The following is a 23,150-nucleotide window of genomic DNA, read 5'->3' on the forward strand; positions in this document are numbered from 1 at the left end:
AACCCGAGGGCCAATTATGCTGCGGCGCCCGGACTTTCGGCCTCGACCAGCGGCTGGTGCGCGTCGCGGCGGCCCGTGTCGGTGCCGCCCTGGATGTGCACCGTCCCGCCCGTCGCCTCGTGCTGTTGCTGCCAGTCGGTGATCGTCTGATGGGCGGCGTGATCGAGGTAGTGGACCGCAATGGTCACCGTCGCCGTCGCGCCCTGCGGAATCGACGCCAGCAGCCGCGTCAGCCTCGGGAGCGCCAGGAAGGTGCATGCCGCGCCCTCGATGCTCACCCGCCACTCGTCGTCGCCCACCGGCGTGGCCTCGATCTTGGCCCGGATGACCCGCCATCCGGTCAGGGCGATGGCCAGCGCGAGCCCGATCATGACGCCGTGCAGCAGGTTGAGGAAGATGACGCTGACGGCGGTCACGACGTACACCGCCAGATCGCCGTGCTTCATTGCGGTTTCGATGTGGGCGGGCTTGAGCAGCTGAATGCCGATGACGATGAGCAGTCCGGCCAGCGCGGCGGTGGGGATCTCTTCGACCAGCCCGGCGAATGGGATGGTGAACAGCAGGATCCACACGCCGTGCATGATCGACGAGGCTCGAGATTTGGCGCCCGCGTTGACATTTGTCGAGCTACGGACGATGACTCCGGTCACCGGCAGCCCACCGATGGTGCCCGACACGATGTTGGCGGCTCCCTGCCCCACCAACTCGCGATTGAAATCGGTGCGCGGCCCGTTGTGCATCCGATCGACCGACACCGCCGACAGCAAGCTCTCGACGCTGGCGATGAGCGCCACCGTGATCACCCCGATCGCGACCGCACCGAAGTTGCCGTGGGGAACATCCGGCAACCGCAGCGCGTCGAGCGGAGAGCCCTCGAGGTTGATCCGTCGCACGTGGAACGGGAAAACCACCGAGATCACCGTCACCGCGACGATGGCGACCAGGGGACCCGGAACGCGGCGCAGTTTGGCGGGAACCCAGCGCCAGCCCACCAGGATGACGATCACCAGCACGCCCAGGATGACCCCCGGCCGGTGCGCGCCGATGATCTGCCCCGGGAGCCCGATCAGGTTGTGCCACGCCGTGCTCTTGGACTTCCCGCCGAGCAATACGTGTGCCTGCTGCAGGGCGATCGTGATGCCGATGCCGGCCAGCATCGCGTGCACGACGACCGGTGAGATCGCCAGGGCCGCACGCGCGACCCGGCTCAGGCCCAGCAGCACCTGCACCACTCCGGCGGCAACGGTGATCAAACACGTTATGCCCCAACCGAAATCGGAAACCAGGTCGGCGACCACGACTGTCAGCCCGGCCGCGGGACCGCTGACCTGCAGCGGCGATCCGCCCAGCGAGCCGACGATGATGCCGCCGACGATCGCCGCGATCAGGCCGGCGAGCACCGGGGCGCCCGAAGCGATCGCGATCCCCAGCGACAGCGGGAGCGCCACCAGGAACACCACGAGCGATGACGGTAGGTCGTGCCGGATGATGCCGCGCAACCGATTGATGCGCGGTTCACTCAGCCGACGTGCGCGGGTTCTTTCGCCCGACTGTTCAACGTTGTGCATCGGTCGCGTCCCTCGATAGAAGTTAGCGGGGGATGTTCCGATATCCGCCCATCGTGCGCTCATTACCTCTTCGTAACGCGCTGGCGTACAAACGATTACGCCGGGGTGACCCGCAGGATCGCGCCCGGATACCGCTGGCCGCCTGGATCGACGGTATTTTGCTGGCAAAGAGCGGTCAAGCTGGCGGGCCGTGCCCATAGAGAACGCAAAGATTTGAATTCGGCCAGCTCGGACGACCAGTTCAGAAGCCGGAACCGTGCACCTCGTGGCCGGGAACCTCGGCGATCAGGCCGCGGTAGGCCTGCTCGACGGACGAGCCGTGGTTGATCACGGCGTCGACCTCGCGGGCGATCGGCATGGTCAGGCCGAATTCGTTGGCAAACTCCATGATCACGCTGGCGGCCTTGACGCCCTCGGCGACCTGGTTCATCGAGGCGATGATTTCATCGATCGGCTTGCCCGCCCCCAGTTGTTCACCGACGTGTCGGTTACGGCTGCGCTGGCTGGTACAGGTGACGATGAGGTCGCCCAGGCCGGCCAGGCCCGGGAAGGTATCGGGATTGCCGCCCAGGGCGACGCCCAGCTTGGTCATCTCCCGCAGCGCGCGGGCGATCACCAGCGCGCGGGTGTTTTCGCCGATGCCCAGCGAGTAGCCCATCCCGACCGAGATGGCATAGACGTTCTTCAGCGCCCCGGCCATCTCCACCCCGATGACGTCGTCGGTGGTGTACACGCGGAAGCGCCGGGTGCGGAACAGGCCCGACAGCCGGGTCGCCAGGTGCTGGTCGGGCATCGCCAGCACCGCTGCGGCGGCGTAGCCCTCGCCGACCTCGCGCGCGATGTTCGGCCCGGCCAGAATGCCGGCGGGGTGGCCGGGCAGCGTCTCCTCGATGATCTGCGACATCCGCATGTTGGTGCCCTGCTCGAGCCCCTTGACCAGTGACACCACCGGCACCCACGGCCGCAGCTCCTTGGCCAGCTCGCTCAGCACCCCCCGAAAGCCGTGCGAGGGAACGCCCATCACGACGACGTCGGCGGAGTTGGCAGCCTCGGCGAAGTCGGTGGTGGCGCGCAGGGTGTCGCTGAGCACGACGTCGTTGCCGAGGTAGCGGCTGTTGCGGTGGTTGTCGTTGATGTCGCTGGCGGTCGCCTCGGAGCGCACCCACTGCAGCGTCGGACCGCGACGCGCGCAGATTGATGCCACGGTGGTGCCCCAGGAACCGCCACCGAGGACAACGACTTTGGGTTCGCGCTTCTCAGATGCCATGGCGATCAGCGTATTGCCGACACCTGCGATTTAGTAGCAGTTCACGAACACTCAGACCGGGCTAGCCCGCCAGCGCCGCGCGGTCATCGACGCGGCCGAACACCATCGCCTCCTCGATGCGGTCGAAACGGTAGTCCAGGGCGTCGGCCAGGTAGTTCTGCCGGACGTTCCACGGCCGCTTGGTGCCCGACTTCGGCAGCATGTGCACCGAGCGCAACACGTAGCCGGCGTTGATGTCCCATGACGGCTTCTCGGTCATCGGCTCGTTGCCGCGATGCGGGGCGGCGCGGGTATAGCCGTGAGAGGCCATGTGCTCCATGAGTTTTGCGGTCGCCCGGGCGGTGATGTCGGCCCGCAGCGTCCACGACGCGTTCGTGTAGCCCACACACCAGAACAGGTTCGGCACGTCTTCGAGCATGTGCGCCTTGTAGACGAAGCGGTCGCTGGTCTTGATCTCGGTGCCGTCCAGGCTGATCGTGGCGCCACCCAGCGCCTGCAGCTGCAGGCCGGTCGCGGTGACGATGATGTCGGCGTCGAGATGGCCGCCGGACTTGAGCGCGATGCCGGTCGCGTCGAAGTGGTCGATGTGGTCGGTGACCACCTCGGCCGATCCGGCGGTGATCGCGTTGTACAGATCGGCGTCGGGGATCAGGCACATCCGCTGATCCCACGGGTTGTAGCGCGGCTTGAAGTGGGTGTCGACGTCGTAGCCGGCGGGCAGGCTGTTGATCGCCTTACGCCGCAACAGCCAGCGCACGAACCCCGGCGCCTTGCGCGACAACGCGAAGAACACCGCCTCGGTCAGGGCGCTGTACATCCGGACAACGAGATGGGCGAGCTTGCGGGGCAGCAACTTTCGGGAGACGGCGGCGACAGTGCCGTACTTGGACGCGGAGATGAGGTAGGTCGGCGAGCGCTGCAGCATGGTGACCTTGGCGGCCCGGTCCGACAACGACGGCAGCAGCGTGACCGCGGTCGCTCCGCTGCCGATCACCACCACCTTCTTGCCCGTGTAGTCGAGGTCTTCGGGCCAGTGCTGAGGGTGCACCACGGTGCCCTGAAACTCTTCGATGCCCGGGAAGTCGGGCGTGTAGCCCTCGTCGTAGTTGTAGTAGCCGCTGCCGAAGAACAGGAAGCGCCCGCGGTAGAGCTTGCGCGCCCCGTCCTGCTCGACGGTGACCGTCCAGGTGTCGGTCGCCGAGTCCCAGTCGGCGGACCGCACATAGCTGTTGAAGCGGATGTGTCGATCGATGCCGTACTTGCGCGCGGTGGCGGCCAGGTACTCGCGGATGTGCACGCCGTCGGCCACGCCCTCTTTGCGGGTCCACGGCTCGAACGGGAAGGACAGCGTGAAGATGCTGCTGTCCGAACGCACCCCGGGGTAGCGGAACAGGTCCCACGTTCCGCCGATCTGCGCGCGCCGCTCCAGGACGGTGTAGGTCAGGTGCGGATTGCGTTCGGTGATCCGATAGGCCGCGTCGATGCCGGAGATGCCGGCACCGACGATGATCACGTCGGTGTACCCCGCCTCGGTCGCGCCACCGTCGGCGGCTTGCTGGGGAGTCACGGTCATCGCCAACCTCGCTCAAATTGTGGGACTCGTCACTAGCCTAGAGACCCACCGGTTGGTCGGGCTAGGAACCGGGAAACCGCGCCGGGCCGGTCAGCGATAGTTGACGAACTGCACCGCCACGTCCAGGTCGGCCTGCTTGAGCAGCGCTTGGACGGCCTGCAGGTCGTCCCGCTTTTTGCTGGTGACCCTTATTTCCTCGCCCTGGATCTGCGTCTTGACGGACTTGGGGCCGTCGTCACGGATCAGCTTGGTGATCTTCTTGGCGTTCTCGCTGCTGATGCCCTGCTTGAGGGAGCCGTTGATCTTGTAGGTCTTGCCCGAGGCCTGCGGTTCGCCGGCGTCGAAGGCCTTCATCGAGATGTCCCGGCGGATCAGCTTCTCCTTGAAGACGTCGACGGCCGCCTTGACGCGTTCCTCGGTGGACGACGTCAGCTCGATAGCCTCGTCGCCCTTCCAGGCGATTGTGGTGTCGGTGCCGCGGAAGTCGAAGCGGGTGGCCAGCTCCTTGGCGGCCTGGTTGAGCGCGTTGTCGACCTCCTGGCGATCCACTTTGCTGACGATGTCGAACGATGAGTCCGCCATGCATTACGTCCCTTCATCCGGTGATAGGCGTTTGTGCTTTGTCTACTCGCTCGTTGTAACCTGTCTGGCGGCAGGTTGCCCGAGCGGCCAATGGGAGCGGACTGTAAATCCGTCGCGAAAGCTTCACAGGTTCGAATCCTGTACCTGCCACCAAGCCTGTTTGCGCCGGCGCGGTGCGTCGTTCACGCTCGTTGCCGGCGCCCGCTGTGCAACATGTGCACAATTAATACAAGACAAGTTGTAACAATTCGATCAAGCCGGTGTCGCCGGGCGTGCAGTGGGGAATTCATCCAGCACAGCATCACCCAGGGGGCGATCATGGCTGGTTCTCCCGACGCTCTCGGCGCGTTACGCCAATGCCGCACCGCCATCCTCGCCGCCCGTGAGTCTGCCGTGTCCGCGCACGATCGCCTGGCCGGTGTCCGACAGGCTCGCGCCGCGGAGCTGATCGAAAAGCTGGCGGACGATCTCGCCTTCGTCGATCGGCTCTTGTTCGTAGTGGAGGGCGACTCACGCGCCAGGTGACCATCGCCGACATAAGCCAGGCACCCTCCCGGTACTTCCTCCAACTCCAAGTCCGCCGGGAGGGTGTCCTGTTGCTGTGCCCTTGACCTGGAGTGCCTTGTCGCGCTCGCGTTTTCGAGTCCTTTTGATCGTCGGTCTCGCGAATCGTCTCACGGCGAAATCCCTTGGCATCCAAAGTGACGCTCGCAGCCGAAGGTGAATTGATCGACAACCTGGCGGCGGTAATCTTTCTCCCGTGCGCGGTACGGACATGCGATGCGGCTGAAGCATCTCACCATCGCCGAGCTGATCGCGGGGGCCGGCGGCGACCCGTGGGCGATCAACCGAACCCTGCAGGCCGGTAGCCCGGCCCAGATCGCGCGTCTGGCGGAAGCCTTCCATGGGGCGGGCCGCCACACGGCCGAGGCCGACCACGCATTCGCGCAGGCGCAGCAACGCTTCAACGCCGCCTGGAATCATCAGGACGGCGGCAGCCCGATCAACGACTCCGCTGAAGTGCAGCGCACCGTCAAATCGCTTGGCGCGCAATCCGAACAGTTGCCCAAAATCGGCGCAGACCTGGAGAACATCGCCGCCTCGTTGGCCGACGCACAACAGGCCGGAGCCCGCCAGATCGCCCAATTGGAAGGACAATTGGAGCAACTCGACCATCTGATCGATCTGGCGGAACAGGATCTGCGGGACCACCCTGACGCGCAGACCCAACACGAACTGCATGCCATCATCGATGCCATCAAAACGTCCGCCGTCAACGACACCAAAGACGCTCTCAACCAGCTGAACTCGACACGCAACGGCTATTCGGCCATGCTGCAGAGCTCGCTGGGAAATCTGCGTGCTGACGGATATGACCCCAAGCCGCTTGCGCCGGTAGACGCGCAGGACATACCCGAACAGATTCACATCCCGCCGCCAACCACCAAACCCGAAGACGTCAAGCGGTGGTGGGACTCCCTCAGTCAGGAACAGCGCGATCAGTTGCTCGCGCAGCATCCGCCGGATTTGGGCAACCTCAACGGCATTGAGACCGTGAGCCGGGACACGGTCAACCAGGCGGTGATGAACGACGACATCGCCCGCGTGCAAAGCGCCGCCGACCGAGCCCATGTCGGCGTTGACCAGGTGACCCAGCACCCGGAGCTGTACGGCCTGACGCCGTCGGCCATCACCCGCTACAACAACGCGCTCAAGACACGCGACGGCCTCAACACGAACGGGACGAACCCCGATGGCAGCAAGAACCCGGTGTTCCTGCAGACCTACGATCCCGAAGCGTTCGACGGTCGCGGCAGGGAGGCCATCGCCATCGGCAACCCTGACAAGGCCGACAACACCACCGTGCTCGTACCGGGAACGGGCAGCAGCGTGCGCGACGGCTATCTGAGTCACACGGACGGACGGAACATCTACAACGAAGCTCAACGGGCCGATCCGAACAAATCCAATTCGGTTCTGGTGTGGATGGGGTATCACGCCCCAGACAGCGCATTAGATCCCCAGATCGGGCAGACGACGCTCGCCAGAAACGGAGGAGGCCTACTGGCCGGCGATGTCAACGCGCTCGGCGTAACTCACCAACCGGGCAACTCACACGTCACCGTGGTGGGTCATTCCTACGGCTCCACTACGGTGGCCGATGCCGCGGCGGGATCCGGGATGCACGCCAATGACGTTGTGCTGGTGGGCTGTCCAGGAACCGACCTTGCCCATAACGCCGGCGACTTCCACCTTCCCGAAGGGGGACACGTCTATGTCGGCGCCGCATCCACCGACCCGATCACCCACCTCGGCGGCATCCAGGGACACCTGCCCGGAACCGGAGTCACGGTCGGCCTCGGTAGCGACCCGGCCGTCGAAGGCTGGGGTTCGACACGGTTCAAGGCCGAAGCGCCGGGGCTGACCTTCCCGCTGAAGGACCACAGCTCCTACTTCACGCCCGGGAACGAATCGTTGTTCAGCATCGCCGACATCGCATCCGGGCACGGTGACGCACTCGAACACGACAACATGACCGCACAGCACCGCGGCAGTTACTGGCTCCCCGATGAATTCGACCCGGAGGCGCTTCGACGCCCGACAGGAGGCCACTACCATTGAGAACAGCCATGAACACCTCAAGGGGAATCAGCAGCGCCACCTGGCGGTGGTTGCTTGCCCTCGCCGCGGCGGGGGTGCTGACCCTCGCGCTTCAATCCTGCAGCAGCGTAAGGAATCTGAGCGAAGGGGTGCCCAACCCGATGACTCCCGAACAATCCAGGGCCCAAGTGGTCAATGCGGCGCGCGAGATCGCCACCACGCTGGGACTCAAAGGCGTAACGGCGCATTTCAGCCGCGACTCCTGTAACGACCAGGCTGTGGCGCCCTTCCGGGGAATCGTCGGCATCGCCTACGACCACGCGCCCACCCTGGAAGCGTCCCGAGCCGAGATCGAGCAGATGGTCGCGACCCTGAAACAACACGGCTGGGGCGGGCCGGGAGACTTCCGCACGCATGGCTCCGCGGTCAGCAAACAAGGGGTCACGGCGGTCTTCGATCCTTATTCGCCGGTGCAGAACTCCGGTGGGTCGATCACCATCTACGGCGAATGCAAAGACATGACCACCAAAGCGAACACGCTGCCCGAACCGATACCCCAGGATCAGTTGGCGTAACGCCCACCGCGCGGGCTTACCCCGACCGCCGTCAGCGCGGCCTCGGCACGCTCCGGCGCTGCGGTGGGCGCCTCGCCCGCGACGCCGCCGTTTTCGATGGCCTGGCTGCGGCCGAGCGCGACGGTGGCCGCCCCCATGGCCACCACCGCAAGGACGAGGACGAGCGCGCTAGCGCCGCCCACCGCCAGGTGCTCGCCGAGCACCACCACGCCGAGCAGGACGGCGACCACCGGTTCGCCCACCAGCATGATCGGCACCGACGCCTGCAGCGCGCCGGCGTGGAAGGCGGAGTTCTGCACTACCGTGACCGTCACCGCAAGGCCGACCAGCACGTACGGGGCCGGGACGGTCAAGAGCGCATGCCAACCGCCCATGGCGAAGCGGTGGGTACAGACCTTGGTCACCACGGCGATCATGCCGAGCAAAACCGCCACGGCGACACCCAGCAGTGACGCTCGCACCCGGGCCGCGGCGCGGTGCGCGGCGACGACGCAGGCGACCACCGCGGGGACCGTGATCGCCAACGCCAGCGTCCACGCCGGTATCGGGGGGCGGCTGTGCCCTTCCCGGGGTTCGCCCACCAGCAGGAAAACCGCCAGCGCAGCCGTCAGCAGCATCGCCCAGCCCCACTGGACCCCGCTGATGCGCTGGTGGCACAGCGCCGCGCTCAGCGGCAGCGCGAACAGCAGCGACGACACCAACAACGGCTGGACCAACAGCAGCGATCCGTGGGCCAGCGCCACGGCCTGAAATGCGTAACCCGCGACCGCGGCAAAGGTCCCCGCCCACCACAGCGGCTGACGTACCAGCGTCGTCGCCATCGCCGCGGACATGGCCTCATCACCCGGAACCCGCTGGGTCGCGCGCTGCCGAACGACGATCCCCACCGCAGCCCAGAACGCCGAAAGCAAAGCCGAGAAGATCGCGACCGCGTGCTCGGTTACCCACCCCATGCCCGGTGGGGTACCCCTGACCTCGGGGTGTTAACTCGCCCTTTGCGTGACGGGCCATCCCGCCTACCCTGAGTGGCCGGCGCCAAATTCGTCCGGCCGGCCGATCGAAAGGAAACATGCTGCGTAGCAAGGTGATCACCGTGGTGGCCGTCGCGGCGGCCATCGCATCAGCCGCATTGACACTGCTGCCCTGGGTCGACGTCAGCCGGCTGGGATTGCCCATTCGGTGGAATGGCCTGGGCGTGTACGTCGGCGAGGACAGGCAGTATTACGGCCATCTGCTCGCCGGCATGGTGGACAGCGTGCCGGGATGGATCGTGTTGATCGCCTCCCTGGCGGCCGGCGCCGCGGTCGTGGCCGCGGCCCGAGTGCGCGTGCTCGGGCTCGTCGCCTGTGGATGCGCGGTGGTCGCGTTCGTCACCGCCGTCGTGTGCCTGGTCTATCCGGCGGTACTGGCCGGCGATGCCAAGAACGAGATGGGCATTTCCCTGGTGCCGGACCGGCAAGTGCTGAACTCCGGCTCGTTGATCGCCGAAGCCGCGGCCACCGGCGTGCTGGTGATCTGCACCGCACTCGTCGCCTTCGGAGCGAAAAGGGTTGTCCGCGAGCAGGGCTGAAGGTGCAGCCATGCTTCATCGACGGCACGCCACGCCGGGGCGAATCAGCGGCTCAGCGCCCAGTGCGGAAGGGGCGGGAGTTGATCAGTCTTCCGTGCGCCACAAGCGATCCGTGCTGCTTGAGGCGTTGAGTGCGGATGTTGACCTCGTAACTGAGAATTTCCTCGATCTGTCCGAGTTGCTCACTGAGGTACCGGTACAGATCGTCGATGTCTCGGCAGATCGCAATCGCCACAAGGTTTTTCATCCCACTAATGGCGCCGGCGAAGGCGATGTGGTGGTGCGCCGCGATACGCTCGCCCACGGATTGGATGTTGCGGGGCGCTACTGTCAGCCACAGCATCGCGCTGAGCTGGTGGCCGAGTCGTTCGGGTAACACGTCGACGTCGAAGAGCAGGGCGCCGCCGGCTTCCAGCGCGGCGAGTCGCCGGCCCACTCTGGCCACCGACCAGCCGGCGCGTGCGGCAAGTTTCGGTTGCGACGTCCGGCCGTCCTCGGCGAGCGCCTCGAAGATCGGGCGGTCCTCGGCAGTGGGCGAGCACCGCTGAGCGCCGGGCACCGGACCGGTTCGCTCCGCCAGGATAGCCGCAGCCTGCCGGTCGGTGAGAGTGCGGCCGTAACCGGTCCACGATGCACTCTGAGGCTGCCCGAACGAATGCAGCAGCAGGTCGATGGTGATGTCGGTGACCGAGGTTGTTCGCGGTAGTAGCTTCAGGAGATCCTCCCGGGTGTCACCCACCGGCGCACGGATGACGCAAACCAGGTCGGTCCACCCCGCCAGCACGTTGGCATGAGACACGTCTGGCCGGCGCACCAAGGCGTCGGCCAGCTGCTGGATGCGTTCGGGTGCGGCGCGCATCCGGCACACCCAACTCCCTTCGCCCTCGATCCACCGGTTCTCCAGCCCGACAACGCGCACCACGCCGTCGCGGCGCAGCCGATGGTAGCGTCGCGCGACCGTTTGCTCAGTGGCTTCGACGACGGTGGCGATCCGGCGAAACGACACCCGAGGAGCCAGCTGCAGGGCGTGCAGAATCTGCGCGTCCAAGTCCTCGAGCACAACGAAAATTATGCATTGATAGCGGCTTGAGTGAGGACTTCTGCCTAGTTTTGCCGCAACGATCGCAAGTTCACCGCCGTCGCTGCGAGTCTGAAGTCCATGAAGCCGACAGGAAACACCATTCTGGTCACCGGTGGCGGCACCGGAATCGGCCGCGACCTGGCCGAAACCCTGCACCGAGCGGGCAATCGCGTCGTGATCGCCGGACGCCGTCGCGGCGTGCTGCAGGCCGTCGCCGATGCCAACCCGGGCATCGAACACCGCCACTTGGACCTGGCGGAGCCGGACAGCATCAACCGGTTGGCCGCTGAGCTGACCGGCAGCCACCCCGGCCTGAACATCCTGGTCAACAACGCGGGGGTGATGCATTCCGAGGACCTGCTAACCACTTCGGCGGAAATCGCCGAGCAGACGGTCGCGGTCAACCTGCTGGGCCCGATACGGCTCACGGCGGCACTGCTACCCACGCTGCTCTCGCAGCGCCACGCCGCAATCGCCAACATCACCTCCGCTTTGGCGTTCGTCCCCAGAGCGGACGCGCCGAGCTACTCAGCGACCAAATCGGGCTTGCACGCCTACACCCAGTCGTTGCGCCACCAACTGCGTCACACTCGGGTCCAGGTCATCGAGATCATCCCGCCGCGGGTCGAGACCGACATGCTCGTGCAATCCGGCGGCGGCCCGGCCGCGATGTCATCCAATGACTTTGTCGCCGAGGCATTTTCGCTATTGCACGGCCAGCCTGACGCCGCGGAGATCGTGGTCGATGCCGCCAAACGGGTGCGATTCGCCGCCCGCGACGGCAACTACGACGACGTCTTCACGGCAATCAACTCATAAGGAGCGATCACCATGCACATTGGAATCGGACTGCCCAGCCATATCGCGCACGTGCCCGGGCCGCTGACCGCCGAGTGGGCCCGCCGAGCCGAGCAGCGGGGCTTCGCCGAACTGGCCGCGATAGATCGGTTGGTCTACGAAAGCCTTGACTCGGTCGTCGCGATGTCTGTAGCCGCGGGCGCGACCACAAGCATCGGCCTGACGACCAACGTGCTGCTGGCTCCGCTGTACCCCGCGGTGCTGCTGGCCAAGCAAGTCGCCACGCTTGCCGCCGCATCCGGTAGGCGGCTCACCCTCGGCCTCGGCATCGGCAGCCGAGCCGATGATTACACCGCCGTCGGCGTGGACTATCACCGCCGCGGGCGCATCCTCGACGAGACCGTGGCCGTGGTGCGCGCAACGTGTGACGCCCAAACCGTAACGGGTGACAAGCCGCTGACCCCTGCGCCGGTGCGGATTCCGATCCTGTTCGGCGGGCGGGCGGACGCCACGATCCGCCGTGCGGCCACGATCGGTGACGGCTGGACGGCAGGAGCGTTGCGTGACTACGCCAACCAGTCCGAGCTAGCCGAACGGGTGCGGGTGGCATGGGCGGAGGCGGGCCGGGCGGAGCGCCCGTGGCTTGCGGCCAGCGTCAACTTCGCCCTCGGCGATGCCGATACCATCGCTACGGGTCGCGCCCACCTGCAGCGCTACTACGGCTTCAAGCCTGACTTCGCCGCCCTCAACGCCGCCGACATGCTCGGCTCGGCCGACGAGGCGACCGAAACCGTGCGCGCCTACCGCGACCTAGGTTTCGACGGACTCATCTTCCACCCCTGTGTCGCGGAGATCGACCAGGTCGACCGCCTCGCCGACGCGGTTTTCTGAGCCGCACCGATGTGGCCACTCGACCGAACAACTCGCCGCCGACATGCAAGATCTGGCCAACACCAGCTCAGGCGCCTGCGCAAGACGCTGCAGTGCGAATGTGGGCGGCGACCTTCGCCGCCCCGAAGCAGCGGATTTTGGTCACCCGGTCACCGGCGTGTATGGCGATGATTTTGGTGAGAACGCCTGGCAAAAGTTCGACGGACTCGACCGAGCGGAGGCCGACGATGATGTCCAGTTGTCCCGACTGGATCGAGCGGTTGAGGGCGTTGGCGTGGAACTGGATGTCGGTATCGGTAACGGTGAGCCGGCCACCTACCCAAAGACCACCGTTGCGGCGGCGGTAGCGATTGAGGACCCGTCTATTGGCCGACGTTGTCGGTGCGGTGACGTCGACATCCGCGATCAGCGCGTTGGCCACGCGGGAGATGAGCACCGTCACCGTTTGCCCGCCTATCCAGTCGGCTGAACCATCGCGCGGCTGCTGCGCTATGCGGGGTGCAGGCTCACGGGGATGCCGGAGTAGCGCACCATGCCGGTCACCACGTCGATATCGTCCTTGTTGGTCAGGCGGTTGACGTTGGCGACGTGGTGGCCGTGCGGGATCGACACCGCTCCGCGCCGGATGGAGTCGTCGACCTTCGCGATGCCGGTCAGTTCTCCGCTCGTGCTGCGGACGGTCACCTTCTGGCCGGTGATGACCCCGGCCGCTGCGCCGTCGTCGGGATGGATGAGTATCTCGGGGGCCTCACCGAGAAAGTCCAGCTGCCCGTTGAGCTTTCGGCGCTGCCGGCGCGGCACCATCACCAGGGGTGCGGGCGCTTCCAGCGCGGCGAGCTGGTCGACCAGCAGCGGCGGCGCCAGCCGCCAGCCCCCCATCCGCGCGACATGTTCGTCGACCCAGGCCGCCGGTAACTCGCGCGGCGCCTCGGCCCAACCCGCCGCCGCTACCTCGTCGAAACCCGTTCGCGCGCCTGCCAATAGGACGGCCAGCACGTCATCGTCGGTGCTGGTGTCGGGGTTCCCGAGATTGCCGAGGTCATAGCCGAGCCGTCGGCCGAGCTCGGCGAACACCCACCACATCGAGCGCCGCTCGCCGACCGGGGCCACGACGGCCGGGCTGTATTGCACCGACACATGCGAACTCAGGATGTCGTGGATGGTGATGTCGGGCCGCTCGAGCGGATCCTTGGTGGGTAGGACGTGGGTGGCCAACTCGGTGGTCTCGTTGTTGATGATCTCGGTGGTGGCGAACACCTCGAGGTTCTGCAGCGCCGGAATCAGCTTGCCCGTCTCGGGGAAAGAGGTGACCAGACTGCCGCCGACGTTGATCAGCGCGCGGATGTTGCCGGCGGCGATTTCGTCGGGCAACACGGCGCACGGCCATTCGTTGATGAAGGCTTGCGCCTCGGGGCGGCTGCGCGGACCGGGACCGAAGGCGCCCTCGATCGGCGTGACGGGCAGGAACTCGCCGAAAGTTTCCAGCTGGTAAGCGAATCCGGGATGAAACCAGGTGCCGCCGGGCCGATTCATCGCGCCGGTGAGGATCATCAGCACCCACGCGAGCCACTGCGTGACGTTCGCGCGTTCGGCCGTCATGGTGACACCGGTGCCGGTTTCCACCGCGACACACTCGGCGGCGCGCACCGACTCGCACAGCCGGACCAGGTCGGCTTCCGCGACGTCGGCGAGTGCGGCGGTGTGCTCGAGCGTGAAGGGCGCCACCGCGGCGGCCAGCGCGTCGATGCCCTGCACCGGCACATCGGATTTCATTCCGTCGCGCAGGATTTCGCGTACCAGATAGGCCAGCACCGCGTGGTCGGTGCTCGGCCGCGGTGCCAGATGGGCGGTGGCCAGCCGCGCGGTCTCGGTGCGGCGCGGGTCGATCACCCACACCTGACCGCGCCGGGCGATTTCGCTCACCGTGCCGGTCGGGTTGGGCATCGAGATCGCATGGCCGTGCGACACAACGGGATTGACGCCCACCAGCAAAAGGAAGTCCGCGTTGTCCAGGTCGGTTCGGCCGGACAGCCCCATGAACCCGCCGACCAGATCCGAGACCAGCGGCTTGGCGGTGCCGTCGATGGTCAGCGGGCTGAACTTGGCCGGCGTGCCGATCGCGGCGTGCAGGGCCTCGGCCATCCGGAAGCCGGCGCTTTCCATGGTGGAGAAGTAGAACGCGACCGACGCGGGTCCGTGCCGGTCGATGATCTCCTTCAGCCGGGTGCCCAAATCGTCCAGGCAGGCATCCCAGCTGGCGTCCTGCAACCGCCCGTCCACCCGCATCCGCGGACGCTCGAGCCGATCGGGGTGGTGGTGCAGCTGCGGCAGCGCGCGGCCCTTGGGGCAGGTGTAGCCGTGCGAGAAGGGATGGTCCTGATCGCCGCGGACGCGGACCACCTCGTCGCCGTCGACGTCGACGAGGATGCCGCAGACCGAGGTGCAGACGCGGCAGAAGCTACGCACCGTTTGCATACTCCGGTAACGTACTCTCGCCATTCGAGAAGGCCTATCGCATTTTCGAGAATGGTTGTGCGTTTTTGGCTAATGGCGCTCTCCGGGAAAACGGCCGCGGTTAGGCGACCCTTAGTTATCATCGCCGGGTGACCGAGACAACCACGCAGCCGGTGGCGGACGAATTCGACGACCGGCCGCCGGTATCGCTGCGAACCCGTGGCAGGTGGCTACGGTGGGGACTGCTCTCGGTGTGGGGACCCGGCCTGGTGGTGATGCTGGCCGACACCGACGCGGGCTCGCTCATCACCGCGTCGCAGTCCGGGGCGCAGTGGGGCTATCGGATGGTGCTGCCGCAGCTGATCCTGATGCCGGTCCTCTATGTGGTGCAGGAGATGACCGTGCGGCTCGGCATCGTCACCGGGCGCGGCCACGGCTCCCTGATCCGCGAGCGGTTCGGGCGCGGCTGGGCGTGGCTGTCGGCGTTCACGCTGTTCGCCTCGGCGATCGGGGCGTTGCTGACGGAATTCGCCGGTGTCGCCGGGGTTGGCGAGCTGTTCGGCGTCTCGCGATGGGTGAGCATTCCGGTCGCGACGGCCGCGCTGCTGGGGCTGGCACTGACCGGCAGCTACCGGCGCGTCGAACGCATCGGCCTGGTCGTCGGCGCGGCCGAGCTGGCGTTCCTGGTGGCCATGGTGATGGCCCGGCCCGATCCGAGGGCGCTGGTGGACGGTCTGTCGTCGATGCCGCTGGGCAACTCGTCGTATCTGCTGTTGGTCGCGGCCAACGTCGGCGCGGTCATCATGCCGTGGATGATCTTCTACCAGCAGGGCGCCGTGGTCGATAAGCGCTTGTCGGAGACCACGATTCGGCAGGCTCGCTATGACACCGCCTTCGGTGCGGTGCTGACCCAGCTGATCATGATCGCGGTGGTGATCACGATGGCGTCGACCATCGGGAAACACGGCGGCGGGGCGGAGCTGGAAACCGTCGGCCAGATCGCCCAATCGCTGACGCCCTACCTCGGCCACGTCGGCGGGACGGTGCTGTTCGGCCTGGGCATGCTGGGCGCGGCGCTGGTGGCCGCCATCGTGGCCTCGCTGGCCGGCGCCTGGGGGCTCGCGGAGGTGTTCGGCTGGAAGCACACGCTCAACGAGCGGCCCAACCGTGCGACCGCCAGGTTCTACGTCACCTACGCGCTCGCCCACATCGTGGGCGCGGTGCTGGTGCTGGCTAGTGTCGACCTGGTCAACCTGGCGGTCGACGTCGAGGTCATGAACGCGTTGTTGCTGCCGATCGTGCTGGGCCTGCTGCTGGCGCTGGAGGCCAGGGCGTTGCCCGAACGGTGGCGCATGCGGGGGCTGCACAAATACGTCACCCGCGCACTGTGTTTCGTGACCATCGGCTTCGGTCTGTACATGGTGCCGCAGGCCCTCGGCCTGTTCTAGGGCGCTACCACACGTCAGAACCAGGGCCCGGGGTAGTGGCCGTCCTGGTCTTGCACCATGACGATTTCCTTGCACTGGCCAGCGGCGCCCGGCGCCGTCTCACCGCGGCACACCAGCGTCCATCCGGAGATCCGCTCGAACGGGCGTAGCGCCCAGTTGGGTGCGACGGGATCGGTTGCGGGCAAGGCGATCACGGAATACTTCCCGCCGGTGCCGGTGATGTAGAGGTGGTCTTCGAAGAACGCCAGCTTGGCGACCGACAGCTTCTTGGCGTCGTCGCGGCTCTTTTGGAAGTCCCATTGTTGGGTGCGCAGATTCCAGACGCCGAAGCCGAATTGCGAAGTGTCCGAACCGTGGCCGTCGACAAACAGTTTCCCGTCGGACAGCGCCGCTGTCAGCCCGCCGCCGGAAATCCGGTCCGAATCGCCGATCTTGATGATGGACTTGGCGTTGAGGTCGTAGAACATCGTCGACAGGACCGGGGGGTTATACGAATCCCAGTGCGTGAGCTTCACCAGTTTGTTCGGGCCGTCGGTCAATTCGGCGTCGACGGACTGCACGTCGTTGTCCTGAAAGATCGCCTCCCCGCTGGGCCGGCGCAACTCGATGCCGGATGTCTTGGCGGGTTCGGTGTTGCGCTGGAACGCGAGCACGTCCTGCCAGACCCGGCCGGGCTGCGGATCGCTCCAGATCGTCGCCAGGTCACCGCCGGACAGCACGACGGTGCGCGGCGGCGACGCGGCGCCGTGGCCGTCGGTGAAGGCGTTCAGCCACGCCACGCCGGAGGCGGTCGATCCCAGTCCCCAGTCCTTGGCTGCGGTCGGCTTCAGGTCGGCCGACGGCGGCTGCAGCTCCTTCGTGGCGACCTGTTGGCCCGATTTGGAGTCGTAGACGTACGCGGTGGTTTTGGTGGCTTCGGGTGCGGGTGGCTGCGCCGGCTTGGTGGTGGCGACGAGATAGACGACCTTCATGTCGTCGGCCGTGCCGGTCAGCGCGCACATGCCGCCGGTGAGGCTCTCCCCGGCCGGCACGGTGGGGATGGCGGGCGCGACATATTGCCCGGTCTGCGGGTCGAAGATTTTCGGCCGGATGTCCTCGAGCGCCGATTTGCCGGCCGAGAATTTCTCCGGGCAGCCGAAATAGGCCGTGCCGCCGTAACTTTTCCAGTCCTTTTCCAGCGGCCCGGTGATCGGTGCGGGCGGGGCCGCCGCGCGGGTGCTGGTCTTGGAGACGGGGGTGGAGGTGGTGGCGGTGAGCGGGGGTGGTGCCGCGGTTTCCGAACAGGAGGCCAACGCCAGGCAGGCCGCCGACGCGATCGCGGCGAGCCGGTAGCGCGACCGGCGCCGCCACCGCCCACGCGCCCACGCTGCACGCATCGAAAACCCCCATTACGTCCGTGTAACCAAGCAGCGTAAAGCCGCCCCGATGCGGCCGCGACTCGGGCGTATGGCGCGCGACGCGATTCTCAATCCTGCGCGCGCAGCCGCACCATTCGCGTCGTCGAGGTCTCGTCCAGCTCGACGACGTCGGACCGCGAACGCAGGAAATCGCTGAACGAGCGGAATCCCAGGGATCTTTCGCTGAACGACGGGTCCATCCGCTTCATCTGGGCCTTCACCGCGGAGTTGTGCAGCCAGTCGACGTCGTCTTTCTCCAGGCCGATCCGCAGCGCGCGGGTGAGCAGCGCGGTGGCGGTGGCCTGCGGGTCGGGCTGTTCCTCGGGCTCGTCGGGTTCCTCGGGCTGGGCTGACTTGCCGCGGCCGGCCGTTTTCTTCGGCTTGGCCGATCCCGCGTCGGCGGGCACCGGTACGCCGGGCAGCGCGTCGTAGATGACGAACTCGTCGCAGGCCGCCGCGAGCGCCCGGCTCGACGCGCCGGCCACCCCGATGCCTACCACGTACCGGCCCAGCCTCTTGCAGCGCTGGGCCAACGGAATGTAGTCGGAATCACCGGCCACGATCACCACGTGGGTCAGGTCGGGCAGCCGGAACATGTCCTCGACGGCATCGACCGCCAACCGGATGTCGGCGCCGTTCTTGCCGTACGCCGCCGCCGGGAACAGCTGCACCAGATCGACGGCGCGGCCCACCAACTGGCCGCGGTACCCGGCGTTGATATCCGCCGACCAGTCCGCGTAGGCCCGGGTGAGCACCAGGGTCCCGAAGGACGACGCGAAGTCGAGGATCGCGCCGACGTCCACCGTCGCCCGGTCCAGCCGCTCGGATTGCTGCTCGAGGCCCTTGGCCTTATCCCGCTGAAACGAGTTCCGTCCGTGAGTCTGGTCATATCGCGAGATCACGATGTTGTCGAAGTCGAGGTAGACGGCCACGCGGGTCGCAACCGGTTCGGTCATGCACTAGATCATCGCTGTAATCGGCCCAAAGCGGGTATCCAGGGCGGATGAGTGAGGTGAAAGTTCTCGACCTGCACGGCGATCGCATCGCGTACCGCGACGAGGGTGAGGGGGAGGTGTTGCTGCTCATCCACGGCATGGCGGGCAGCGCGGAGACCTGGCGGTCGGTGATACCGCCGTTGTCGAAGAAGTTCCGGGTCATCGCCCCGGACCTGCTCGGCCACGGCGAATCGGCGAAGCCCCGGACGGACTATTCGCTGGGCGCGTTCGCGGTCTGGCTGCGAGATTTCCTGGACGAGCTCGGCGTCAGCCAGGCGACCCTCGTCGGCCACTCGCTCGGTGGCGGCGTGGCGATGCAGTTCGTCTATCAGCACCCCGACTACGCCAAGGGGTTGATCCTGATCAGCAGCGGCGGCCTGGGTCCGGACGTGGGTTGGGTGCTGCGGCTGCTCTCCGCGCCGGGTGCGGAGCTGGTCTTGCCGATCATCGCGCCGCAACCCGTGCTGTCCGTCGGCAACAAGCTGCGGTCCTGGCTCAGGAGCGCGGGCATCCAGTCGCCGCGCGGTGCCGAGCTGTGGAGCGCCTACTCGTCGTTGTCGGATGGCGAGACGCGGCAGTCGTTCCTGAAGACGTTGCGATCGGTCGTCGACTACCGCGGCCAGGCCGTCAGCGCGCTCAACCGGCTGCGGCTGCGCGAGGAATTACCGGTCATGGCCATCTGGGGGGAGCGCGACGGCATCATTCCCGTCGCCCACGCCTACGCCGCGCACGAGGCGCGCACCGACGCCAGGCTCGAGGTGCTGCCCGACGTGGGTCACTTCGCGCAGGTGGAGGCGCCCAACCGGGTGGTCGAGCTGATCGAGGACTTCATCGCCGCGGGGGAGCGCCGGGACGCCGAGCAAGAGCAGCCTTTTCAGCCGAGCTAGCGCCGCGCCGGACAAGTTCCCCGGTAATCGACCTGCCAGTGCTTGATCCCGTTGATGAAGGACGACCGCAGCCGCTCGGGCTGGCCGGCCGAGCTCAGATCCGGCAGGTGGTCGGCGATCGCGTTGAACATCAGATCGATCGTCATGCGGGCCAGGTTGGCGCCGATGCAGTAATGCGCTCCGGTGCCGCCGAATCCGACGTGGGGGTAGGGGTTGCGGGTGATGTCGAAGGTGAACGGGTCGTCGTAGACCTCGTCGTCGAAGTTCGCCGACCGGTAGAACAGCACCACCCGCTGGCCCTTCTTGAAGGGCTACGCCGCCGAGTTCGGTGTCCGTCAGCGCGGTGCGCTGGAACGCCGTGATCGGGGTGGCCCAGCGGATGATCTCGAGGTGGTCGGTGAAGGCCATCACGCCCTGGGTGATCGAGTTTCGAGTCGTCTCGTTGCCGGCCACGGCGAGGGTGAGCACGAACATGCCGAACTTGGCGTCGGAGAGTCGCTGCGCGTCGGAGTCGGCCTCGATCAGCGTGGTGACGATGTTGCGATCCCTCGGGCCGGGTTCCTCGGCCTTGCGCGCCGCCAATTGCGTGGCGTACCACATCAATTCGCCCGCCGACGTCAGCGCGTCATTGCCGGCGAACTCCGGGTCGTCGCTGCCGATCATGTTGTTGGTCCAGTCGAACAGCTTGTCGTAGTCCTCCGCCGGCACGCCGAGCAGTCCCGAAATGGCCTGCAGCGGCAGCTCGCACGCCACCTGCCGGACGAAATCGCCCGAGCCGTGCGCGGCGGCGTCGGCGGTGATGCATTGCGCGCGCCGCTTCGATCTGTCCCTGCGCCAAATCATCTCGGTAGCGCGGCACGATCGACTTGGTGGCCGACGAAAAGACATCGCTGCGCAGCGACACCTCGCGCACGTCGCGGTGCTTGGTCACCACCGGAGTAACCGCCGTCGCCGAAGCCCCCTTGATCGAGCGGCTGCTCGTTCCACCAGATGGGTTGCGTGGCGCGCAGTTCGGTGAACTCCTGCACCGGAAGCCGATGGGCGTAGATGTCGGGGTCGGTGAAATCGAAGCCCGGCGGAAGGTTCGGTGTCGCCATGGGAATTCTTTTCGACTGCTGCCCTGGCGGTGGCGGTTAGCACGATGCTAGCCGCGTGCGTGCGGATCGCCTAGCAAATCTGCGAGGCACCGGATCAGCGCGACGCGGGACTGGCGGTCTTGACGCTCTCGCGCCCACCGAGATTGGTGGCCGCGGTGATGATGGCGCGCTCGATCTGACGCAGGGCGTGCACGGCGGTGAGGAACCGCCGGGTGTCGGGGCTCATGGCATCCCGGCCGTCGCCGTCCTGTTGCCGGGCCACCGTCTCGGCGGCGTCGAGCTCGTCGGCCGCCGAGACCAGCGTCGGTGCGTGGCCCCCTTCGATGGCTTCCTGCAACGCTTCGATGTTGCGCCGCGTTTGGTCCGCGGCGGCCGAAAACGCTTGCGCCAGTTCCGAAGCGAGCAAGGGTGACCCGACCGGATCCCGATACTGCTCGGCGCTGCGCGCCAGGCTTCGGCCGTACCGGTCGCAGGCCGTGAAGATGCGCAGCGCGCGGCGGATGCTGCGCCGGCCGGCCAGCCCGGCGACCCCGGCCAGCAACGGCTTGGCGGTGACCCGGAACTGCTGTAAGTCCCGACCGACCGCACGCGCCTGCTCCGAAGGGCCGGCGCTTCCCGCCTCGCCGAACATCGTCGCGGCCGACACCTCGATCAGGGCGGACAGGCTCGTCAAGAAGGCCCGGGTGTCGATGCGGATCGCGGTTCTGGTGTTGGTCGGCAGCACCACGACCGCCACGGTCGCCCCGATGACGGCACCGATCGCCGTCTCTTCGATGCGCAGCATCAGCACGCCGAACGAGAACTGGCCGAGCAGGCCGTACAGCAGCGCCAGCATCGTGGTGATCCAGAACGTCATCAAGCTGTAGGTGACCGTCATGAAGTAGAAGGCGCAGAACAGGCACACAAAGATGCCGGCCAGCGCGGCGGTCTTGTGGCCGGTCAGCAACGTGGCCACCAGCACGCCGCAGGGCACGCCGAGCAGCGTGCCGAGCAGCCGTTGCCAGCCCTTGGTCAAGGTTTCACCCCAGGAATTGGTGCCGGCGAAGATGACGAACGCGGCGATCACCGCCCAATACCAGCGCGCGGGCGACACCAGCTCGCCGACGACGATGGCCAGCGATGCGGCGACGGACACCTGGATGGCCTGCCGGGTGGTCGGCGGCAGCCCGGTGGACGGTTCTTCCTCGGTGGCCTCGTCAGGTTCGTCACCCCCGGGCGCCGCGGGGGAGGTGGCGGCGTCGTCGAGGGGGTGGCCGGTGGTGGCCCGGTCGACGATCGCCCGCACGTCGGAAGTCGCTGTGGCGGCGTTGATTATCGCCAGGGCCAGGCGCCGCACGGCGGTGGCACCCGAGTCATCGCCGGCCGGGTCCGAAGCGGGGCCGCGCTGCTCGTCGAGCAGTCGCTGCGCGCGGTCGGCGGCCCGGTGCAGCCCGTCGGGTTCGGGGAGCCGGATCGCTCGGGCCAGTTCGGTCAGCGCGTCGACGAGCGCGGTCCGGGTGGGTGCGGGGATGGCGTCCGGGGCCTCACAGGCAAGGACGGCGGCCCGTCGACCGGCGTTGGCCACCCATTCGATGGCCAGCTCGGCATCCAGCAGCCAGGGGGCCAGTTGCTCGGCGGTGACGCCGGGCCACAGGGTGGCGGGGTCGGCCTCGTCTTCGATCTGGCTCTGCACCAACAGGGCGGTCTCGTTGAGCCGGATGGTGCGGGCCCGCATGCGGCGCCGCCGCCGTTCATCGAGGCGGCCGGTCCGCACCGCTTCGGCGGTGGTGTCGATGACGATCGCCATCCGGGCGCGCAGGGCCCGAACGGTGGCGCGCAGCACCCGCTCGGGTCGATCGGGCATCACATAGGTGCTCATCACGAACGTGCACACGGTGCCGACCGCGACCGCCCCGATCATCCAGGGCAGTTCGGCGAGGCGGGCCCGCAGGTAGAGCGTGAAGAAGTAGGACATGAACGCGACCATGCCCAGCGCCCTGCCCCGCGCCCCGAAGCGCCGGATGTATGCCGCGGTGAAGACCACGGCCACGAACACGACGTCACTGGCCACCAAATGGGGCGCCAGCACCGCGGCGAAGGTGATGGACACCGCGGCCGATAACGGCAACAGCGCCATGGTGATTCGCTGCTGGCGCGGGTCGGGTTCGTTGACGGAGCGTGACGCGACCATCGTGATGACGACGCCCAGCAGGGCGACGGTCAGGGGTTGTCCCGTCGCCCTGGTCAGGATGAAGAGCGCCAGCAGTGAGAGGCCGAGCGCGGCCGTCGTCCGAGTCGCCATGCGCAACCGAAGCAAGCCAGGATCGGAGCCGATCACCCAAATGCGGGCGCGTTCGTAAAGAACAGTTATTCCGATGACCCCTCTC

19 protein-coding genes, 1 tRNA gene and 1 pseudogene are annotated in these 23,150 nt (G+C 67.0%); 9 read left to right on the forward strand and 12 right to left on the reverse strand.

Going from position 1 to position 23,150, the window contains the following annotated elements:
- Positions 1–14: 14 nt before the first annotated feature.
- The 4 genes from DQP58_RS07065 to DQP58_RS07080 form a co-directional block, all read right to left on the reverse strand.
- Positions 15–1,568, reverse strand: a complete 1,554-nt coding sequence (locus tag DQP58_RS07065; protein WP_240629597.1) for a SulP family inorganic anion transporter — start codon at positions 1,566–1,568, stop codon at positions 15–17.
- A 241-nt stretch (positions 1,569–1,809) separates the two neighbouring features.
- A complete protein-coding gene (locus tag DQP58_RS07070) occupies positions 1,810–2,835 on the reverse strand; it encodes an NAD(P)H-dependent glycerol-3-phosphate dehydrogenase (RefSeq protein ID WP_067102951.1) in 1,026 nt (341 codons plus the stop codon).
- Between the two features lie 61 nt (positions 2,836–2,896).
- Positions 2,897–4,408, reverse strand: a complete 1,512-nt coding sequence (locus tag DQP58_RS07075) for a flavin-containing monooxygenase (protein WP_112707753.1) — start codon at positions 4,406–4,408, stop codon at positions 2,897–2,899.
- Positions 4,409–4,498: 90 nt separating this feature from the next.
- Positions 4,499–4,990: a YajQ family cyclic di-GMP-binding protein gene (locus DQP58_RS07080; RefSeq protein ID WP_112707754.1), complete on the reverse strand. Its 492-nt coding sequence runs from the start codon at positions 4,988–4,990 to the stop codon at positions 4,499–4,501.
- Positions 4,991–5,059: 69 nt separating this feature from the next.
- Here DQP58_RS07080 and DQP58_RS07085 point away from each other — a divergent pair.
- The 4 genes from DQP58_RS07085 to DQP58_RS07100 all read left to right on the forward strand — a co-directional run bounded on the left by DQP58_RS07085 (position 5,060) and on the right by DQP58_RS07100 (position 8,166).
- Positions 5,060–5,143, forward strand: a tRNA-Tyr gene (locus DQP58_RS07085).
- A gap of 165 nt (positions 5,144–5,308) precedes the next feature.
- Positions 5,309–5,515 carry a hypothetical protein gene (locus DQP58_RS07090; protein ID WP_066866401.1) on the forward strand — a complete coding sequence of 69 codons (207 nt, stop codon included), beginning with the start codon at positions 5,309–5,311 and terminating at the stop codon, positions 5,513–5,515.
- Between the two features lie 255 nt (positions 5,516–5,770).
- Complete coding sequence (locus DQP58_RS07095) at positions 5,771–7,612, forward strand: alpha/beta hydrolase (protein ID WP_112707755.1); 1,842 nt, start codon at positions 5,771–5,773, stop codon at positions 7,610–7,612.
- 8 nt (positions 7,613–7,620) lie between these two features.
- Complete coding sequence (locus tag DQP58_RS07100; protein ID WP_240629601.1) at positions 7,621–8,166, forward strand: hypothetical protein; 546 nt, start codon at positions 7,621–7,623, stop codon at positions 8,164–8,166.
- Here DQP58_RS07100 and DQP58_RS07105 read toward each other — a convergent pair.
- Positions 8,154–9,119 carry a DMT family transporter gene (locus tag DQP58_RS07105; protein WP_112707756.1) on the reverse strand — a complete coding sequence of 322 codons (966 nt, stop codon included), beginning with the start codon at positions 9,117–9,119 and terminating at the stop codon, positions 8,154–8,156. The genes DQP58_RS07100 and DQP58_RS07105 overlap by 13 nt on opposite strands.
- Positions 9,120–9,235: 116 nt before the next feature.
- On the opposite strand from DQP58_RS07105, the gene DQP58_RS07110 reads away from it, so the two are divergent.
- A complete protein-coding gene (locus tag DQP58_RS07110) occupies positions 9,236–9,736 on the forward strand; it encodes a hypothetical protein (RefSeq protein ID WP_165827813.1) in 501 nt (166 codons plus the stop codon).
- A gap of 52 nt (positions 9,737–9,788) precedes the next feature.
- On the opposite strand, the gene DQP58_RS07115 is transcribed toward DQP58_RS07110, so the two are convergent.
- Complete coding sequence (locus tag DQP58_RS07115; protein ID WP_112707757.1) at positions 9,789–10,796, reverse strand: Lrp/AsnC family transcriptional regulator; 1,008 nt, start codon at positions 10,794–10,796, stop codon at positions 9,789–9,791.
- Between the two features lie 99 nt (positions 10,797–10,895).
- Between DQP58_RS07115 and DQP58_RS07120 the strand changes: the two genes are divergently transcribed.
- Complete coding sequence (locus tag DQP58_RS07120) at positions 10,896–11,636, forward strand: SDR family oxidoreductase (protein ID WP_112707758.1); 741 nt, start codon at positions 10,896–10,898, stop codon at positions 11,634–11,636.
- A 12-nt stretch (positions 11,637–11,648) separates the two neighbouring features.
- Positions 11,649–12,506 (forward strand): LLM class flavin-dependent oxidoreductase, encoded by an 858-nt coding sequence (locus DQP58_RS07125; RefSeq protein ID WP_112707759.1) that lies wholly within the window; start codon positions 11,649–11,651, stop codon positions 12,504–12,506.
- 67 nt (positions 12,507–12,573) lie between these two features.
- Here DQP58_RS07125 and DQP58_RS07130 read toward each other — a convergent pair whose 3' ends face one another.
- Together DQP58_RS07130 and DQP58_RS07135 are read right to left on the reverse strand one after the other, a co-directional pair.
- Entirely contained in the window at positions 12,574–12,948 is a 375-nt protein-coding gene (locus tag DQP58_RS07130) for a hypothetical protein (RefSeq protein ID WP_112707760.1), read from the reverse strand.
- Between the two features lie 47 nt (positions 12,949–12,995).
- Positions 12,996–14,981 (reverse strand): molybdopterin-containing oxidoreductase family protein, encoded by a 1,986-nt coding sequence (locus DQP58_RS07135; protein ID WP_112707761.1) that lies wholly within the window; start codon positions 14,979–14,981, stop codon positions 12,996–12,998.
- Positions 14,982–15,109: 128 nt separating this feature from the next.
- On the opposite strand from DQP58_RS07135, the gene DQP58_RS07140 reads away from it, so the two are divergent.
- Positions 15,110–16,408 (forward strand): NRAMP family divalent metal transporter, encoded by a 1,299-nt coding sequence (locus tag DQP58_RS07140; protein ID WP_112707762.1) that lies wholly within the window; start codon positions 15,110–15,112, stop codon positions 16,406–16,408.
- A gap of 14 nt (positions 16,409–16,422) precedes the next feature.
- Here DQP58_RS07140 and DQP58_RS07145 read toward each other — a convergent pair whose 3' ends face one another.
- On the reverse strand, positions 16,423–17,784 hold the full coding sequence (locus DQP58_RS07145; protein ID WP_112707763.1) for a hypothetical protein: 1,362 nt from the start codon (positions 17,782–17,784) through the stop codon (positions 16,423–16,425).
- A gap of 89 nt (positions 17,785–17,873) precedes the next feature.
- Positions 17,874–18,761 (reverse strand): NYN domain-containing protein, encoded by an 888-nt coding sequence (locus tag DQP58_RS07150; RefSeq protein ID WP_112707764.1) that lies wholly within the window; start codon positions 18,759–18,761, stop codon positions 17,874–17,876.
- A gap of 47 nt (positions 18,762–18,808) precedes the next feature.
- Here DQP58_RS07150 and DQP58_RS07155 point away from each other — a divergent pair, with 47 nt between their 5' ends.
- Positions 18,809–19,687, forward strand: coding sequence for an alpha/beta fold hydrolase (locus DQP58_RS07155; RefSeq protein ID WP_112707765.1), 879 nt, complete (start codon positions 18,809–18,811; stop codon positions 19,685–19,687).
- Here the strand turns inward: DQP58_RS07155 and DQP58_RS07160 are convergent.
- Both DQP58_RS07160 and DQP58_RS07165 read right to left on the reverse strand, forming a co-directional pair.
- Positions 19,684–20,784 (reverse strand): annotated as a pseudogene (locus DQP58_RS07160) (cytochrome P450). The gene DQP58_RS07155 and the pseudogene DQP58_RS07160 sit on opposite strands and share 4 nt — an antisense overlap.
- Before the next feature lie 94 nt (positions 20,785–20,878).
- Positions 20,879–23,101, reverse strand: coding sequence for an FUSC family protein (locus DQP58_RS07165; RefSeq protein ID WP_112707766.1), 2,223 nt, complete (start codon positions 23,099–23,101; stop codon positions 20,879–20,881).
- Positions 23,102–23,150 lie beyond the last annotated feature (49 nt).

It is taken from the genome of Mycobacterium colombiense (assembly GCF_003284975.1).
Classification (GTDB): domain Bacteria; phylum Actinomycetota; class Actinomycetes; order Mycobacteriales; family Mycobacteriaceae; genus Mycobacterium; species Mycobacterium europaeum_A.